The sequence below is a fragment of the Capnocytophaga genosp. AHN8471 genome (assembly GCF_016806945.1).
Lineage (GTDB): Bacteria > Bacteroidota > Bacteroidia > Flavobacteriales > Flavobacteriaceae > Capnocytophaga > Capnocytophaga periodontitidis.
On the sequence record NZ_JAESPJ010000026.1, the window covers coordinates 1 to 16,528 of the forward strand.

A 16,528-nucleotide genomic window follows, 5' to 3' on the forward strand; every position below is an offset into this window, starting at 1 on the left:
AGCTCCTCCGTCCATTACCTGATAGGGTGGATTTCCTATAATAGCGTCTATAACAAGTTTTTCTTATATTGTAACCACTATAATATAAAATTCAAACAATATGGTTACAACCTTTGAAACTGCTCTCAAAGAGAGCCAAATGGCAGAAAATACCATCACTGCCTACCTATATGCTGTAAACGATTTCTACGGTAAGTACAAATCTCTCAGCAAGAAAAACCTTTTGCTCTACAAAACATACCTTATCGAGCATTTTAAACCTAAAACGGTGAACTTGCGCATTCAGGCTCTTAATAAGTTTTTGGAACATATCGGTAAGCCTAAACTTCGACTTAAATCAGTAAAGGTGCAGCAACGCACCTATTTAGAAAATGTGATCAGTCAGGCTGATTACCTCTTTTTAAAAGAACAACTCCGAAAAGAAGAAAACCCAATGTGGTATTTTGTAGTGCGATTTTTGGCAGCTACCGGCGCAAGGGTAAGCGAACTTATCCAAATAAAAGTAGAACACGTAAAAATCGGCTATTTCGATCTATACACTAAAGGAGGTAAAGTCCGCCGCCTATTCATCCCACTTCAGTTACGCGAGGAAACTATAAAATGGCTCACAAAAGAGCAAAAAACTTCGGGCTACCTATTTCTCAACCGCTTGGGAGAACGTATTACTACACGAGGTATTGCCCAAAAACTCAAACTTTTTGCTGAAAGATATGGTCTCAATTCTAAAGTCGTCTACCCACATTCATTCAGACATAGATACGCTAAAAACTTCTTGGAAGCCTTTAACGACATCTCTCTCCTTGCCGACCTTATGGGGCACGAAAGTATTGAAACTACTCGTATTTACCTCAGACGAACAGCCTCAGAACAGCAGGCTATTGTAGATAAGATTATTACTTGGTAGTGAAATATCCATCGCGCAAATTTGCTAATTTACAAATTTGCTAATTGCCAAATTATTTGTACCTTTGCCCCTTGTAAATATTTTAATTGTTAATTATCAATTGTTCATTCAATGAAAATATCCTATAACTGGTTAAAACAATATTTGAAGTTAGACTTGCCTGCTGAAGATACAGCAGTAATTCTTACTGATTTAGGTTTAGAAGTAGAAGGTATTGAACACTTCGAAAGTGTAAAAGGCGCTCTCAAAGGCGTAGTCGTAGGTCACGTGCTTGAGTGCGAAAAGCACCCTAATGCCGATAAACTCAAAATCACTAAAGTAGATGTAGGCGGCGACACTCCTCTACAAATCGTTTGTGGCGCTCCTAACGTCGCCCAAGGGCAAAAAGTACTCGTAGCAACCATAGGCACTGTATTATACGATAAAGACGACAAACCTTTTGAAATTAAAAAAGGAAAAATCCGCGGTGAAGAAAGCTTTGGAATGATTTGCGCTGAAGACGAACTCGGATTAGGCGAAAGTCACGACGGTATTATGGTGCTCGATGATAAATATGAAGTAGGAACTCCTGCAAGTAAAGTATTTGAGGTAGAAACTGATGAAGTTTTTGAAATCGGTCTTACCCCTAACCGCGCCGATGCAATGAGCCACTACGGTGTAGCGCGCGACTTGCGTGCAGGTTTGATTCAAAGAGGTACTTCCTTAGAGCTTATTACCCCTTCAGTAACCAAATTCCACATCGATAACCGCTCAATAAAAATGGATATAGAGGTACAGAACAAAAAACTCGTGCCTCGCTACACAGGCGTAACTATCAGCAATGTACGCGTTGGTGAATCGCCTATGTGGTTGCAAAATAAACTGAAAGCCATTGGTATTACCCCTAAAAACAACGTAGTCGATGCTACTAATTACGTATTACACGGAATGGGGCAACCTCTCCACGCTTTCGATGCCGACCATATTATCGGACGTAAAATAGTAGTAAAAAATGCCGAAGAAGGCACCAAATTTAAAACCCTCGATGGAGTAGAACGCACCCTCAGCGCCGAAGATTTGATGATTTGTGATGCCGAAAAACCTTTGTGCATAGCAGGGGTATTAGGTGGTGAAAATTCTGGTGTTACGCCATTTACACGCAATATTTTCTTAGAAAGTGCTTATTTCAATCCCGTTTCAGTACGTAAAACCGCTAAACGCCACGCAATTAATACCGATGCCTCTTATCGATTTGAACGTGGTATCAATATCGAAGATTGCAAGTATGCACTGATGTATGCTGCTGTACTAATTGAAAATATTGCTGGTGGTGTCATCTCTTCCGATGTGATAGATTTTTACCCTAAAAAACAAGAAGATTTTCAGGTATTCCTCGCCTTTGAGAATGTCGATAAACTCATCGGTCAGAAAATCTCTCGCGACACCATTAAGTCCATTCTTCACTCCCTTGATATCAAAGTCAATTCACTCACCGAACGCGGTTTAGGACTCTTAGTGCCTTCCTACCGTGTAGATGTACAACGCGAAGCCGATGTGATTGAGGAAATCCTCCGTATCTATGGCTACAACAATATCGATATCAGCGAAAAAGTGAACGCTACAATGGCACATTCTGATAAGTATGCCGACCATAATATACAGAATGTAGTAGCCGAACAATTAGTCGCTCAAGGATTTTTGGAAATTATGACCAATAGCCTTATTTCCGAAAAAGAAATCACTACTTATACCGAGAATCCTCAGCAAGCCGTAAAACTCCTCAATCCGCTCAGCAGTGATTTAGGATATATGCGCAAAAATCTCGTGTTCTCTGGTTTAGAAGTAATAGCCTACAACAACAACCGCAAGCGCTCCGATTTGAAATTGTTTGAGTTTGGTAAAAACTATCACTATATCAATGGTAATTATACTGAAGATAAGCATTTAGCGCTCTATCTTACAGGTAATACCCAACCCGAAAACTGGGGAAGTCCAGCACAAAAAGTCTCGTTCTTCCAACTCAAAGGAGTCGTAGAATCTCTTTTTGAACGTCTCGGATTAAAAGAAATAGTTACCTTGCCATTAGAAGCTAATGAAGTTGTATACAGTGAAGGTTTCCGTTGGCAAATAGGGGAGACCCTTTTAGGAACTATAGGCGTTGTAAAAACCAAAGTACTCAAAGAGTTTGGAATCAAGCAAGAAGTACTCGTCGCCGATTTGAATTGGGAAGTGATTGTAGCACAAGTACAAGGGCATAAAGTAGTCTATAAAGAAATACCTAAATACCCCGAAGTACGCCGTGATTTAGCTCTCTTGCTCGACGATAAAGTAACTTTCGCCGACCTCTATAAAGTAGCATATACAACTGAAAAAGACCTCTTGCAACGCGTGAACCTTTTCGATGTATATCAAGGCGATAAACTCCCCGAAGGCAAAAAGAGTTATGCTCTTAGTTTCGTCCTTCAAGACGACAACAAAACCCTTACCGATAAACAAATCGATAAAACGATGCAACGCCTACAAGATGCTTTTGAAAAGCAATTCGGCGCAGCAATTCGTTAAAAATTAAAAAACCTATATACTTTGCCAAAGTTACCAGCCTATACGGCTCGTATCTTTGGCAAAGTTTTTTATCCTCCCAGCTCCCACCATCGCCCGTGCGGCTCGCACCTCCCACCGCTCCCATAACTCTTACTTTTCCCCACCACTCTCGCCTTCGCAGTTTGCTAATTCACTAATTATTCCTACCTTTGCACTTTGTAGAGAGTATATAGTAGTAAAAGTTATAGTAATCCTTAATCCTAACATCTAATATTATGGCAAGAGAAATACAACCCACCCCCGTGCTCGAAGGGCAAGATGCAATTGATTTTTTAATAAAATTAGAAACCTACCCTCAATATCTAAAAGAAAAAGGCATTGTGCTTAGTCGTAAAAAAATGGAGGAAAGTGCAAAATTTTTAAAATCTATTTTTAAAGAAAAACCAACAAATAATGAATAAAGAAAATACGATAGAAGAATTGTCTTTTTCATTACTCACAGAAGAACATATTATTAAGACCTTTGATTGTGAAGATGAAGATTTGAATGATTTCCTATTCAAGGAAGCAATACCTTACCAAAAGCAGATGCTTGCTACTACTTTTATTGTAGAAAATAGTGAACGAACTTTAGGATTTTACAGTCTACTAAATGATAGTATGCAAATTAAAGAAGAATTATTCTCCTCTAAAAGTCAGTATAAAAAATTTGTAGGAGGATTACTGCCACATCTCAAACGACATTTGAAGAATATTCCATCTCTAAAAATAGGACGTTTAGGAGTGGATAAAACTTATAAAGGAAAGGGATTAGGAAGAATACTTCTCGAGGGGATTATTGCTAATTGCATAGCTCTCAATAAAAAACAAGCCTGCCGATTGATAACAGTTGATGCTTACCGACAGGCATTTCCTTTCTATGAAAGATTTGGCTTTCAATATATCTCCAATAATGATGAAAATGAAGAGGTACGACAAATGTTCCTCGACTTGATGACAATTTCTAACGACTAACCCCCTAAACACTAAAAAAATGTCAGAAGAATTAAAAGAACAACGCTCTAATAATTTTATAGAAAATATCATTGAGGAAGACCTCGCTGCAGGTTTCCCCGCCAACGCTTTGCGCTTTCGCTTCCCTCCAGAACCTAATGGCTACTTGCACCTCGGTCACGCGAGCTCTATCTGCCTCAACTTCGGATTGGGTTTGCGCTACAACGCACCTGTAAATTTGCGCTTCGACGACACCAACCCTTCTAAAGAAGAACAAGAATATGTAGATGCAATTCGTCGTGATGTAGAGTGGCTCGGATTCAAATGGGATAAAGAATGCTATGCTTCCGACTATTTCCAAGAGCTTTACGACTGGGCGGTAATGCTCATCAAACAAGGAAAAGCTTATGTCGATAAACAAACCTCCGAAGAAATTGCTGCTCAAAAAGGTACCCCTACTACAGCAGGAACCGAGAGCCCCTATCGCAATACCTCTCCTGAGGAAAACCTCGCCCTTTTTGAACGTATGAAAAACGGTGAGTTCGAAAATGGTACCTATGTACTCCGCGCCAAAATAGATATGGCATCGCCTAATATGTTAATGCGCGACCCTATCATCTACCGTATTATGAACGCTTCTCACCACCGCACAGGCGACAAATGGCATATCTACCCTATGTACGACTGGGCTCACGGCGAAAGCGACTACCTCGAACAAATATCACACTCCCTTTGTACATTGGAATTCTTACCACACAGAGAGTTGTACGATTGGTTTTTAGATCAAGTATACGACAACACTCGTACCCGACCTAAACAACGTGAGTTTGCCCGCCGCAACCTCAGTCACACCATTGTAAGTAAGCGAAAACTCTTACAATTGGTAACCGAAAATTATGTGGCTGGATGGGATGACCCTCGTATGCCTACTATCTCAGGTTTGCGCCGACGTGGATATACCCCCGAAGCCATTCGCAAATTCGCTGATACCATTGGTATTGCCAAACGCGAAAACCTCATCGATGTATCGCTATTGGAATTCTGCGTGCGCGAAGACCTCAATAAAAAAGCTAACCGCGTAATGGCAGTACTCGACCCCGTGAAGGTAGTGATTACCAATTATCCTGAGGGACAAGAAGAATGGCTTGACGCCGAAAATAACCCCGAGGTTACCCCTATGACTTTCCGTAAAGTGCCTTTTAGTCGTGAAATCTATATCGAGCGCGACGACTTCCGCGAAGAAGCCGATAAAAAGTATTTTCGATTGAAATTAGGAGGTGAAGTACGCCTTAAAAATGCTTATATCATCAAAGCTGAAAGCGTAGTGAAAGACGCTCAAGGAAATATTACCGAAATTCATTGTACTTACGACCCCGAAAGCCGCAGCGGTAGTGGTACTGAAGCCAGTATGCGCAAGGTAAAAGGTACATTGCATTGGGTATCAGTAGCTCACGCGGTAGAAGCCGAAGCGCGCCTCTACGACCGTCTATTTACTGTTCCAGAACCCGATCGCCAAGAAGATAGTTTCTTAAACTACATCAACCCCGATTCTCTAAAGGTAGTAACTGCTTACGTAGAGCCAAGTCTCAAAACTGCTCAAGCAGGCGACACAGTACAGTTCCAACGTTTGGGCTATTTCAGTGTAGACCCCGATACTACCCCCGAAAAATTGGTATTCAACAAAACCGTAGGATTAAAAGATACTTGGGAAAAAATAAAAAATGAATAACCCTAAAACCCCATCCCATTTGTTAGCCTCATCCGACTCGTCTGACTTGTCTGCCTTGTCTGACAACTCTGCTTTGTCCGACTTGTCCCAATAGTTTAACAAAATTAATAAACCACTTTAAAAATGACAACTTTTTTGAAACAAAAAGGAGGATATAAGAAATTACGTGTTTATCAAGTATCTGTGATTATTTATGACATAACCTTTTATTTTGTGCAGCACTTTCTTAAAAAAGGAGACCGCACCATTGACCAAATGTTGCAAGCAGCACGTTCTGGGAAACAGAATATTGCGGAAGGAAGTCAAGCAGCTACCACTTCTGTATCACTCTCATTCAACAAGCAACTTATATGCTTAGACATTTAATAGAAAAACAACAAGAAATGTTTTTACAGCAAGGAGGTATAAGAGAACAAATGTCTTTCGCAAGAAGTAAAAATAAGTATCACAATGAAAAATTTGATTAATCTATAATTAATTCATACCTTTGTCCCTTTTTAAAAAGTATATTAAAAACCGTAATAATGAACAGACAGGAAATAATAGACCTTACTACCCGTATTTTTGTAGATGAATTTGAAGTAGATGGTAGCGTGATTGCTCCCGAGGCTAACTTCCGCGAATCTTTAGGATTAGATAGCCTCGACTACGTAGATTTGGTGGTGATGATTGAACAAGAATTCGGTGTGAAATTGGGTGAAGCCGATTTCAAACCTATCGTAACCTTCAACGACTTTTACACTACCTTAGAAAATAAAGTGAATGCACACTAACGACGAAGGTAAAACCAAATGGCAAGGAAAATCTAAAGGTACCGTACTCGGTTATAGTATCTTTGTATGGCTGATGAAGCACTTGGGTATTTATGCTGCTTATATACTATTAATATTTGTGGCATTCTACTACTTTTTGTTTGAGTGGCGCTCCAATGGCTATATGTATTACTATTTCCGCCATCGCTTGGGATATAATCCCCTCAAAACTGTCGTTTGCCTATACCTCAATTACTTTACTTTTGGACAAACTATTATTGATAAAATCGCTATTTTAGCAGGACTCGAAGATAAATTTACTTATGAGTTCGATGGTGTCGAAAATTTGTATAAACTCCTCGACCAGCAGCAAAGTGGCGTGCTCATTTCCGCACATATCGGTAACTTTGAAATAGCCGAACCTTTTTTTAGGAAAATAGACCTCAATTTGCAAATCAGTACGGTAACCACCGATATGGAACACTCCGTAATCAAAGAGTATTTGGAGTCAATTTCTAAAAATAAACCCTCGAACCAATTTATCTATGTGAAAGAAGATATGTCGCATATCTTCAAAATCAACGATGCTATTGGCGACAACAAGATAGTGTGTTTCACGGGAGACCGATATTTTGAGGGCGTGCGTTCGCTCAAAGGAACGTTGTTGGGCGCAGAAGCTACCTTCCCCGCAGGTCCTTTTTTTATAGCTTCCCGCTTGAAAGTGCCCGTGCTCTTCGTCTATGTGATGAAAGAAAGTAGGTTGCATTACCACCTATATGCCCAAGTAGCTGAGGTGAAAGGGCGCGATGCTCAAGCATTGCTGGATGCCTATACCGAAAATATGGAGCAGATGCTCAAAAAGTACCCACTACAATGGTTTAACTATTTCAACTTTTGGGATGAACAATGAAACGCGTATTAGTAGTATATTATACCCAATCGGGGCAACTCAAAGAGATTATCGATAGTGTACTATCCCCACTCACGGAGGTAACTATTGACTTTTTGCCTATTGATACAGCTACTCCTTTCCCCTTCCCGTGGACGGACGATACATTCTTTGACGCCTTTCCCGAGTCGTATTTGCAAATCCCCCAACCTCTACAACCTTTTAACCTCCCTCATACCGATTACGATTTAGTGATTTTAGGCTACCAAGTGTGGTATCTCTCGCCTTCTATCCCATTTAATTCCTTTTTGCAACACCCCGAAGCTAAAAAGCTCCTCAGTGGCAAACCTGTCATTACCATTTCAGGCACTCGCAATATGTGGGTAATGGCGCACCAGAAAGTAAAAAAACTCTTAACCGACTGTGGGGCGCACTTAGTGGGCAATATCGCCCTTACCGATAGACACCACAATCATATCAGCGTGATTACCATTGTACAGTGGCTCTTTTCGGGCGACAAGAACAAACGCTATCTCGGTGTGTTCCCCAAAGCAGGTGTCGCCGATAAAGACATACAGAGCGCAAGTGTATATGGTACGCTCATTGCCCAACATCTACAAGCAGGTAATTACAACGGACTACAACAAGCTATAGTAGCTAAAGGCGGCGTGCATTACAAGCGTTTTCTCCTTTCGGCAGAGAAGAAAGGCAACCGCCTTTTCGGCATTTGGGCAAAGATGATTTACGGCAGTAAGAAGCGTAAATTCCTGCTGAAATGCTTCCGTATCTATTTGTATATCGCTATTTGGGTGCTAATGCCCATAGTGTGGTTGCTATACTGGCTCACCTACCCATTATTCTTTTGGAAAGTAGAGAGCGACAAGAAAAAATTCACAATTGATAATTGATAATTAAAGGATATAAAAAATATAGAATTTGAACAACAGTCTCTTACCTGTTACTTCTTACCTATTATCTGAATAAGCCTTTTACCTGAATAATATGAACGTTTATATAACAAAAGCAAGTAAATATTTACCTAACAATCCCATTGGCAACGAGCAAATGGAGACTTTCTTAGGTCTCATAAACCAAAATGCCTCTAAAGCACGACGCCTCGTGCTCCGCAACAATGGTATTCTCACCCGTTACTATGCTCTCGATGAGCAAGGTAACCCTACTCATAACAATGCCCAGCTTACGGCTTTGGCAGTACAAAACCTATTGGACGGCGAAGTGCCTTGGGATACTATCGAGGTGCTCTCTTGCGGTACCTCTACCCCCGATGTGCTCTTACCCTCACACACTGCTATGGTACACGGCATTTTGGGCGGACACTCAGTAGAACTGAATGCCTCTTCAGGGGTGTGTAACTCAGGAATGAACGCACTCAAATTTGGGTACTTATCAGTAAAGGCAGGCAATAGTGCCAATGCAGTATGCACGGGCTCTGAACGTGTATCGGCGTGGTTGCGTGCCGATAAATACGAAAACGAAGTACAACTCTTAGCCGAGTTGGAAGCTCACCCAGCCATTGCCTTTAAAAAAGATTTCTTGCGCTTTATGCTCTCCGATGGGGCAGGGGCTTTTCTGTTAGAAAACAAACCGCGTGAAGGCGCTTTGCAAATAGAGTGGATGGACGCCTATTCGTATGCTCATGAGCTCGAAGCGTGTATGTATGCCGGTGGCGACAAGCTCCCTGATGGCAACCTCAAAGGTTGGAGCGAATACCCTGCCGAAGCGTGGCTTAGTGAATCTATTTTTGCTATCAAGCAAGATGTGAAGCTGCTCAATGAGAATATTTTGCTAAAAGGCGCTGAAAGTATGCGTGCTACCTTAGATAAACACCAACTATCAGCAGATGATATTACCTATTTCTTGCCTCATATCTCGTCTTGTTATTTCAAAGAACGCTTGTATGAAGCTCTCAAAACAGTAGGTATCGACCTTCCGTTAGAACGTTGGTTTATCAATCTACCCGAAGTAGGCAATGTAGGCTCTGCTTCCGCTTATTTGATGTTAGAAGCCCTGATGCACTCAGGCAAACTCAAAACGGGCGATACGGTATTGCTATCAGTGCCCGAGAGCGGTAGATTCTCCTATTCTTATGCTTTCTTGAGAGTAGTATAGCCCCCGTTCCCCCGAAGGGGGACAATCCTTAATTGCGTCATACACTTTGCTAAGGTTGAATAGAACAACTTATGAAATTACCAATTACAGATAAAAACAAAATTCTCACCCTTATACCCCAGCGCACTCCCATTGTAATGGTAGATGCTTTTTGGGAGTATACCCCCACCACAGGAGTGGCAGGACTCACCATTGCCCCTAATAACCTCTTTGTACAGCAAGGGATATTCTTAGAAAGCGGACTCATAGAGCATATTGCTCAAAGCATTGCCTTACACAAAGGCTATTACTACTATCTCAACGGAAAACCTGCTCCTATGGGGTATATAGGAGCGATTAAAAATATAGAAATACAATCACTACCCAAAGTAGGCGATACGCTTAAAACACACATCACCATTCTCCAAGAGTTTATGGAGGTGACCCTCGTAACAATGCAAACCTTTATAGGTGATACCCTCATCGCTCAAGGCGAAATGAAAACCGTACTCGCTCCAAATTCCTAACCCTTAATACCTGACACCTGAATATGAACATCTCTATCCATAAATATCTCCCTCACCACCCACCGATGCAAATGGTAGATACCATTACCGACATCAGTAATACGCACGTAGTTACCGAATTTACGGTAACTGATAGCTGTATTTTTGTAGAAAATGGAATGTTTGCCGAAGTAGGGCTCATCGAAAATATGGCACAAACTTGTTCGGCAATTGTGGGACAGTTTCTCTTTGGTATAGAAGATACGTCAAACTATGTGATAGGCTACATCAGTGCGATTAAGAAGTTGGAAATCTTTACTTTGCCTAAGATACAAGAAGTTGTGCGCACCGAAGCCGAATTGCTTTCTCGTTTTGATAGTGATGAGTATTACCTCTGTGCAATGCGCTGTAATGCCTTTGCCGATGGGGTGCATCTGGCAACAGCCGAATTAAACTTAGTGATTAAAAACTTAACGGAATGAAAGAATCTGAACTACCTCAGGAAAAAGGTGCCTTGCGCGACCTTACGGAATTGTGCTATGTAACCGATGATGAAGGGAATTATACCACCCGCCTCAGTTCAGGATGGGAAGTGAAAAATGTAGCTTTAGAAGTCTCTTTAGGCAGGTTGCAAGAGCAGATTGATGAAGCTAAAGAAGATGCCATAGCAGGACGCAAAAGTTCCATAGTCTATTATATGCTTCTCAACCGTATGGATTGGGCTGTCCTCGCCGATGCTATGCACCGCTGGCAATGGGTTATCAAGCGTCACGCCAAACCTTCGGTATTCAAAAAACTATCGGCTAAAACACTACAACAATACGCTGAGGTATTTGGTATCACAGTGGAAGAACTCACACATTTTAGCTGAGCAAATAGTCACCTATGTGTTTCTTTAAAATGCGTTGTATATAGGTTTTAAGTTCACTCTCTACGCTAGGTTTAGAGGCAATAAGTGCAATTTGAGGTTCAAAAAAGGTGTCATCTACTATTTTTTCTCCTTCTTCATCGGGGAAAAGGGCAAACAATCCATTAATTTTCTTGTAACGGTCCCCACTGATACCTGTGCGGGCGATGTATTTCTTCTCTAATGATGGTAAATGCAAGAATTTCACATTTTTCAACACCGAATATTTAGCATCAAAAAGGTAATAGAAGGTTTCTTCCGCCTTTTTGTCTATAATTTCTATAATAAAATCGGGGTGGTAGTACTCTTCAGGGCTTACACAATCGATACGGCGTAGCAAAGTACTGTGGTAATTGCTACTTTCTGGGTAATATTTGTGCTCATAGAAGAGATTTACCGCAAAGAAATCGTTTGTAAACTCCATTTTCTCAACAATAGGCTCGTCTTTTCGCAATGCCACCTTCACATTGAAGAAGGCTATTTTGAGGCTCGAACGCAACGCATCTATCAGCTGGAAGAGGTTGTACAATTCGTAAAGCTTGCTCAACTTACTGATGTTGAACAGCTTGAAATATCCCGTGATATCGAGTTTGTAGTCGTTGAGTTTGCGTATTAGCTCGTAGGCGCGTTTGTAGTGCGGTCGCTGAATGAATATAGAGGTGAGCACAGGGCGCTCGGCTTTGGGGGTTACCTCTGGAAAAATGCGACGGTAACTCTGCTCCAATTTCTTCACTTGTTGTTCTACCTTGCTAATTTCTTCAAACAGACGGATGAAAGGCAAGCGTTTCAGGTCTTTGAAATCTACAAAATGCTCTTCAGGCTCTTCAGTGTCCGACCAATTAGTAACTGTAGATTTCAGTTCGATGTCGCGTTTGAGGGAGCGGAGTTTTTTCAGTATCACAAAAAAGATACCCATCACCACTTGGTTCTCATAAGTATTACAGTCGCGGGTTTCCACTTCGGTATGGATGTTATCGATCATTCCGTAGTGGTTGCCGAGTTGTACCGCTTTGTGATGCCCTTTAAAAGCATCATCGAACTGCACTTCGTCTAAATTGTTGATAATCCACTGTACAGTGTTAGCACTCACTTTGTTAGAATTGAAAGGCAAGACGGTAGTTTTCTTTCTCAGTACGAAATGAGGTTGCTTTTCAAAGTAAGGTAACAGTTTTTCGAATACCGTTACAAAGTGAGTTATCAAAGTGATGAATTTGTTCATCTGCCCCACTTCGTTAGGCTTGTTCTTTACTTCTACACTGTTTTTGGAGTAGAACACATCAAAAAGGCGGTCTTCTTTTTGCCATAAATAGGTGAAGAGTCCTTCTATTTCCGAAAGTCTCAACTTACTGATACGCACATTGAAGGGGTATGTTTTTCCGCCTATTGAGAGTTGAGTACCCCCAAAATAATCCTCAAAATAGCGTTGGGGCATCAGTACGATTTTTGTTCTATCCAAGCGCAAATACTCTGAGGGCAAGGGAGTGCCTTCGATATTAGGATTCAGGTCGTCGTTGTTTTCGGGGAAGAAAACCATTTCGTAAACCCCCAATTCCTGCACGTTGTACACACCGTCCTCCAAGAGTACTTCACGGCGTTCGTCGTTTTGTATTTCGTAAACTCTAAGCATACGACAAGGTGAGGAAATAGCTGTAGTTACCTCCTAAAATTTCGTTGTTTTCGCCTATTTCAATCATTTTATCCAATATCTTTTCCGATATTTTCATCTTGTTCTCGTTCAGCAATTGCGAAAGTCGGTCGATATAAACTTTAAGGTTTTCTCCTTGTACGTTGATCATCGGCAAGAGGCGTTGTGCAATGCAATAGTCTAAGAGTACATACTCGTTGAGTCCAGCGATGTGTTTTGCCATACTGCAATACTTTTTGATACCCATTTCCACGCGATAGCTGATAGGCAAGCGCAGTTTTTTGAATAGTTCTTTAATTTCTCGAAATACTTTGTCGTTCTCGTCGTCGCTAAAGCTAATCACTTCTTTATCATTCTTTTGGAAATCGAGAAGGTGGAAAAACTCAATACATTTTTGGAACGAAATGCGCAAGGTTTCTACTTCTTCTTTGGTGATAAAGTGAACGCTTTGGTTGAGTTCGGGTAGCTGGATAATGTTTGTTCTATCGATTACACGCGGTGAAAGTGGTTCGGTGGTATAATCGTAGTTGATAGTAGCGATGAAGCGGAGGTTGTTCGCGTACTTGAGCGTGTGGTTGTTACCCAACTGGATAGAGAGGTAGTCGCCTTCTTGAGCGATGGTATCGGTAAGGTTATAGAAGTTTGACCAATAGTGCTCTATAGGGCTGAGGTTGGCTTCGTCTAAGATGATGAAAGCCAAAGGAGCGCTGAAGAACGAGTGTTGTTCTACCTCGTAGTTGAGTTGCTCCAAGAGTTCGTATACGCCGGTGGGAGCAGAGTGGAACTTATCGGTAAGCGGGTTTTGAAAGCCGATAAGGTCTTTAGGTGATGACCAGCCACGGCTCACCGATACTTCGGTAACGCGCTCTTGGGGGGCTAATATTTGGGTGAGCAAGCGCGCCAAACTCGTTTTTCCTGTACCAGGTAAGCCCGCTAAAATGGTGAGTGTATTTTGGTGTATAGCGATGAGCAGGTTGTCGATGAAATGCGTTTCGAAAGCACGTCCGTTTTTAGAGAGAATTTCCTTTATTTTATCTCTGAAAGCGGCATAAGTATCGAAAGCATCGGTGATACTGAAGTCGGCAAAGGTTCTTTGTTGTGTTTCCTCGTAGAGAGAGAGGTTGCGACCGCTCAAAAAGTCGAAATACTTTTTGTGTTTGAAGAGGTTGACGAGTTCCTGCTGGGCGTCGCGTTGAGCGTGTTTGTTCTCGAGCAACAATTTATCAACAAAAGCCGTTAAATCGTCTTTTTCTTTGCGCAAAGCTATTAATTGTTGAGAAATTTGCTGGGTTTCGCTTTCAATTTCGGCAGCGAGATTGGCTTTTTTCTCGGTAAGAGCTTTTACTTCCTGTTCTAAGGCGATTTTTTCTTTGGCGAACTTCTCTTCTTTAATTTTAGTGAGGTTTTCGAGCTCGTTTTGAGTGTCGTCTACCTTTTCTTGTAGTTCTTGCAGGCGTTTTTCCTGACTGCTCACTTGGCTTTTCAGTTCTCTTTCGCGCTCGGTGAGGTTTTCGATAATCTCGTTTAAGCGTACTTTTTCGGGGAATATTTCACTGATTTTATAGTCGCTAATAAGTTTTTCATTAGCTTTTTCCAAGATGTCGTACACGCGGCGGTTTTCCTTGAGGTAAGTTTCAATGGCTTTGTTTTGGCGCATTGTTTCGATGAGGTCGAGCATTTCTTGCTGTTTGCGTTTGTTGAGCAAGGCAGGGTTATGCTTGATGCGTTCGGCAAAGTCGTTGAGTATTTCCTTGTCGTCTTTAAAGTCTATTTCCTTGATAAATTCAAACTTACTAAAGCCGATGATATGTACTTTTCGGGTAAACCCAAAATTCTGAAATTCTATATAACTATTGTCGGTAATTTGGTATTCGCCAAAAGGATATTCTTTTTTGAAGTATTTTTGTACAGAAAAGGTATTGTCTTCATCTTGACTTGCAATGATAAAGGGTCCAACGATTTTTTCTTCGGTTTCTATAAAAAGAGGCTGACTGTAGCGCGCATATACATCGGAAATGAGGGAAGTAAAGGGGGTTTTTACCTTTATTTTAGCTTGAGATTCTAATATTTCACCTTCTAAAATTTCTATAATTTCCTCTTTAGAAGTAAAATTGAGGTTGTTAGCGAAAGTTTTGCATTTAGGATATTTATCGTCGTCGTAATTGGTAGCGACGATAGTACCGTACGAAATTTTTAGGATTTGGTACAAGTTATCGAATCTATCAAAACTTTGTTCAGGTTTGAAGTGGTTGATAGGCACCTGAATTTTATCCATATCATATCGGTCGATATTTTCTACTTTTCCCGCTCTTTTATCTACATATAACAATGGGCGCACCGATTTATCGGGGTTGTCCTCATCTTTGATTACCAAGATATAGTTCTCGTTGCTATATCTCAAATTTGGATTTTCTTTATAACTAAAATCACCTTTAATATCTTCTATTTTCATATTACTATTTGTTAATTTGCCGCAAAGATAAAAATAATTTGCCAATTTGCCAATTTAGCCCCGTTCCCCCGAAGGGGGACAAGCCGGTACGAACCGCACGGGTGATTGCTAATTTTCTAATTTACTAATTTGTTAATTGTTAATTGTTAATTGATTTTTTATGCGTTATACTTTCCTTTTTTCCATATTTCAATAGAGTTGATGATATTTTGCCAAAGGATATAACAACCTGGGCCTACGGTAGAAAGCGGATGCAGGTAAGTGGCTGCTATCCAGATAGCAAAGGCGGTGTTCTTCTGTCCTAAGGCTTGTCCTGCCTCTATCGAAGAGTTGAAAAAATTACCTATACGCCACCCTATAGCGTATTGTAATAAGCACAATGCCAAGCCTAAAAAGCCTATGAGCAACAGAAATAATACGCTTGTTTCCGCGTGAAAAATGTTCTTTAGTGTAGTGCCGGTAACGATCATCAGTGAGCAACCCCATAGATAAAAAGATAGGTCGGGGATATGGATGAGCCATTGGTGAAAGCGGTGGAGTAGGGGGAGGGTTTTGGTGAGCAATGCCAATAGCATCGGTACGACTAATACGAGGCATACTTTCTGCATTATCAGCGAAAAAGCACTCCAAAAGGTCATTTGAGAAGCGGGTTCTATCAGCGGGAAACACACAGGTATGAGTAGTGCGCAAAGCAAGTTGGATACAAAAGTATAAGTAGTCATCTGCTCTAAATTACCACCGAGTTTGAGAGTTACTACCGCTGCTGCTGCCGCACAAGGGCTTATAATACACGCCAATACGCTTTCCAAGAGTATCAGTTCTTTACCGTGGATGCCAAAGGAGAGAATTGCCCCCGTGATACTTCCTACCAAAACACACTGCACTGCTATCATCCACCAATGCCAAGGTACAAGTGCTAACCTCTTGAAATCGACCTTGCAAAAGGTTACGTACAAAATGAGGAACATAAAAAGCGGCAAAATAGCATCGAATATGGGAGCAAGCCATTGTGAAGCCCCCTCTAATGCTGATACGTAATAAAATGCCAAATATGCTACTGCTCCTATACCCATTGAAAGGGGGAGCGTCCAGTTTTTTATAAATTGAAGAATGTTAGACATT

The 16,528-nt window shown here is 41.1% G+C and carries 18 protein-coding genes; 15 read left to right on the forward strand and 3 right to left on the reverse strand.

Annotated features, from left to right (window positions below):
* The first annotated feature begins 100 nt into the window (after positions 1–100).
* The 15 genes from JMN12_RS10595 (at position 101) to JMN12_RS10660 (ending at position 11,273) form a co-directional block, all read left to right on the forward strand.
* Positions 101–904: a tyrosine-type recombinase/integrase gene (locus tag JMN12_RS10595; RefSeq protein ID WP_009414408.1), complete on the forward strand. Its 804-nt coding sequence runs from the start codon at positions 101–103 to the stop codon at positions 902–904.
* A gap of 111 nt (positions 905–1,015) precedes the next feature.
* A complete protein-coding gene (pheT, locus tag JMN12_RS10600; RefSeq protein ID WP_203139097.1) occupies positions 1,016–3,445 on the forward strand; it encodes a phenylalanine--tRNA ligase subunit beta in 2,430 nt (809 codons plus the stop codon).
* Between the two features lie 55 nt (positions 3,446–3,500).
* Positions 3,501–3,695 (forward strand): hypothetical protein, encoded by a 195-nt coding sequence (locus tag JMN12_RS10605; RefSeq protein WP_203093287.1) that lies wholly within the window; start codon positions 3,501–3,503, stop codon positions 3,693–3,695.
* A 4-nt stretch (positions 3,696–3,699) separates the two neighbouring features.
* Positions 3,700–3,885: a hypothetical protein gene (locus JMN12_RS10610; protein ID WP_088595213.1), complete on the forward strand. Its 186-nt coding sequence runs from the start codon at positions 3,700–3,702 to the stop codon at positions 3,883–3,885.
* Positions 3,878–4,438, forward strand: coding sequence for a GNAT family N-acetyltransferase (locus JMN12_RS10615; RefSeq protein WP_203093286.1), 561 nt, complete (start codon positions 3,878–3,880; stop codon positions 4,436–4,438). The genes JMN12_RS10610 and JMN12_RS10615 overlap by 8 nt, the downstream gene beginning before the upstream one ends.
* Positions 4,439–4,457: 19 nt before the next feature.
* Entirely contained in the window at positions 4,458–6,146 is a 1,689-nt protein-coding gene (locus JMN12_RS10620; RefSeq protein WP_203139099.1) for a glutamine--tRNA ligase/YqeY domain fusion protein, read from the forward strand.
* A 135-nt stretch (positions 6,147–6,281) separates the two neighbouring features.
* On the forward strand, positions 6,282–6,512 hold the full coding sequence (locus JMN12_RS10625; RefSeq protein ID WP_238423891.1) for a four helix bundle protein: 231 nt from the start codon (positions 6,282–6,284) through the stop codon (positions 6,510–6,512).
* Positions 6,497–6,613 (forward strand): four helix bundle suffix domain-containing protein, encoded by a 117-nt coding sequence (locus JMN12_RS15325; protein ID WP_238423892.1) that lies wholly within the window; start codon positions 6,497–6,499, stop codon positions 6,611–6,613. The genes JMN12_RS10625 and JMN12_RS15325 overlap by 16 nt, the downstream gene beginning before the upstream one ends.
* Positions 6,614–6,670: 57 nt before the next feature.
* Positions 6,671–6,919, forward strand: a complete 249-nt coding sequence (locus JMN12_RS10630; RefSeq protein ID WP_198465565.1) for a phosphopantetheine-binding protein — start codon at positions 6,671–6,673, stop codon at positions 6,917–6,919.
* Entirely contained in the window at positions 6,909–7,808 is a 900-nt protein-coding gene (locus tag JMN12_RS10635) for a lipid A biosynthesis acyltransferase (RefSeq protein WP_203139101.1), read from the forward strand. Before JMN12_RS10630 ends, JMN12_RS10635 begins: the two co-directional genes overlap by 11 nt.
* A complete protein-coding gene (locus JMN12_RS10640) occupies positions 7,805–8,695 on the forward strand; it encodes a dialkylrecorsinol condensing enzyme DarA (RefSeq protein ID WP_203139102.1) in 891 nt (296 codons plus the stop codon). Before JMN12_RS10635 ends, JMN12_RS10640 begins: the two co-directional genes overlap by 4 nt.
* Positions 8,696–8,789: 94 nt before the next feature.
* Positions 8,790–9,917, forward strand: a complete 1,128-nt coding sequence (locus tag JMN12_RS10645; protein WP_203139103.1) for a beta-ketoacyl-ACP synthase III — start codon at positions 8,790–8,792, stop codon at positions 9,915–9,917.
* 71 nt (positions 9,918–9,988) lie between these two features.
* The gene (locus JMN12_RS10650) at positions 9,989–10,423 is read left to right on the forward strand and encodes a hypothetical protein (RefSeq protein ID WP_203139104.1); all 435 of its coding nucleotides are present in this window, start codon (positions 9,989–9,991) and stop codon (positions 10,421–10,423) included.
* 23 nt (positions 10,424–10,446) lie between these two features.
* A complete protein-coding gene (locus JMN12_RS10655; protein WP_034556030.1) occupies positions 10,447–10,884 on the forward strand; it encodes an acyl carrier protein in 438 nt (145 codons plus the stop codon).
* Entirely contained in the window at positions 10,881–11,273 is a 393-nt protein-coding gene (locus tag JMN12_RS10660; protein WP_203139105.1) for a hypothetical protein, read from the forward strand. Before JMN12_RS10655 ends, JMN12_RS10660 begins: the two co-directional genes overlap by 4 nt.
* On the opposite strand, the gene JMN12_RS10665 is transcribed toward JMN12_RS10660, so the two are convergent.
* From JMN12_RS10665 to JMN12_RS10675, 3 genes are all read right to left on the reverse strand, one after another.
* Positions 11,266–12,936: a nuclease domain-containing protein gene (locus JMN12_RS10665; RefSeq protein ID WP_203139106.1), complete on the reverse strand. Its 1,671-nt coding sequence runs from the start codon at positions 12,934–12,936 to the stop codon at positions 11,266–11,268. The genes JMN12_RS10660 and JMN12_RS10665 overlap by 8 nt on opposite strands.
* A complete protein-coding gene (locus JMN12_RS10670) occupies positions 12,929–15,406 on the reverse strand; it encodes a hypothetical protein (RefSeq protein ID WP_203139113.1) in 2,478 nt (825 codons plus the stop codon). The genes JMN12_RS10665 and JMN12_RS10670 overlap by 8 nt, the downstream gene beginning before the upstream one ends.
* Before the next feature lie 158 nt (positions 15,407–15,564).
* Positions 15,565–16,527 (reverse strand): transporter, encoded by a 963-nt coding sequence (locus JMN12_RS10675; RefSeq protein ID WP_203139115.1) that lies wholly within the window; start codon positions 16,525–16,527, stop codon positions 15,565–15,567.
* Position 16,528 lies beyond the last annotated feature (1 nt).

Bases quoted from the DNA above. Each gene is read 5' to 3' on its own strand.
- pheT (WP_203139097.1), top strand. From the start codon at position 1,016: ATGAAAATATCCTATAACTGGTTAAAACAATATTTGAAGTTAGACTTG.
- JMN12_RS10660 (WP_203139105.1), top strand. From the start codon at position 10,881: ATGAAAGAATCTGAACTACCTCAGGAAAAAGGTGCCTTGCGCGACCTT.
- JMN12_RS10635 (WP_203139101.1), top strand. From the start codon at position 6,909: ATGCACACTAACGACGAAGGTAAAACCAAATGGCAAGGAAAATCTAAA.
- JMN12_RS10630 (WP_198465565.1), top strand. From the start codon at position 6,671: ATGAACAGACAGGAAATAATAGACCTTACTACCCGTATTTTTGTAGAT.
- JMN12_RS10650 (WP_203139104.1), top strand. From the start codon at position 9,989: ATGAAATTACCAATTACAGATAAAAACAAAATTCTCACCCTTATACCC.
- JMN12_RS10610 (WP_088595213.1), top strand. From the start codon at position 3,700: ATGGCAAGAGAAATACAACCCACCCCCGTGCTCGAAGGGCAAGATGCA.
- JMN12_RS10595 (WP_009414408.1), top strand. From the start codon at position 101: ATGGTTACAACCTTTGAAACTGCTCTCAAAGAGAGCCAAATGGCAGAA.
- JMN12_RS10640 (WP_203139102.1), top strand. From the start codon at position 7,805: ATGAAACGCGTATTAGTAGTATATTATACCCAATCGGGGCAACTCAAA.
- JMN12_RS10615 (WP_203093286.1), top strand. From the start codon at position 3,878: ATGAATAAAGAAAATACGATAGAAGAATTGTCTTTTTCATTACTCACA.
- JMN12_RS10670 (WP_203139113.1), bottom strand. From the start codon at position 15,406: ATGAAAATAGAAGATATTAAAGGTGATTTTAGTTATAAAGAAAATCCA.
- JMN12_RS10665 (WP_203139106.1), bottom strand. From the start codon at position 12,936: ATGCTTAGAGTTTACGAAATACAAAACGACGAACGCCGTGAAGTACTC.
- JMN12_RS10645 (WP_203139103.1), top strand. From the start codon at position 8,790: ATGAACGTTTATATAACAAAAGCAAGTAAATATTTACCTAACAATCCC.
- JMN12_RS10620 (WP_203139099.1), top strand. From the start codon at position 4,458: ATGTCAGAAGAATTAAAAGAACAACGCTCTAATAATTTTATAGAAAAT.
- JMN12_RS15325 (WP_238423892.1), top strand. From the start codon at position 6,497: ATGCTTAGACATTTAATAGAAAAACAACAAGAAATGTTTTTACAGCAA.
- JMN12_RS10675 (WP_203139115.1), bottom strand. From the start codon at position 16,527: ATGTCTAACATTCTTCAATTTATAAAAAACTGGACGCTCCCCCTTTCA.
- JMN12_RS10655 (WP_034556030.1), top strand. From the start codon at position 10,447: ATGAACATCTCTATCCATAAATATCTCCCTCACCACCCACCGATGCAA.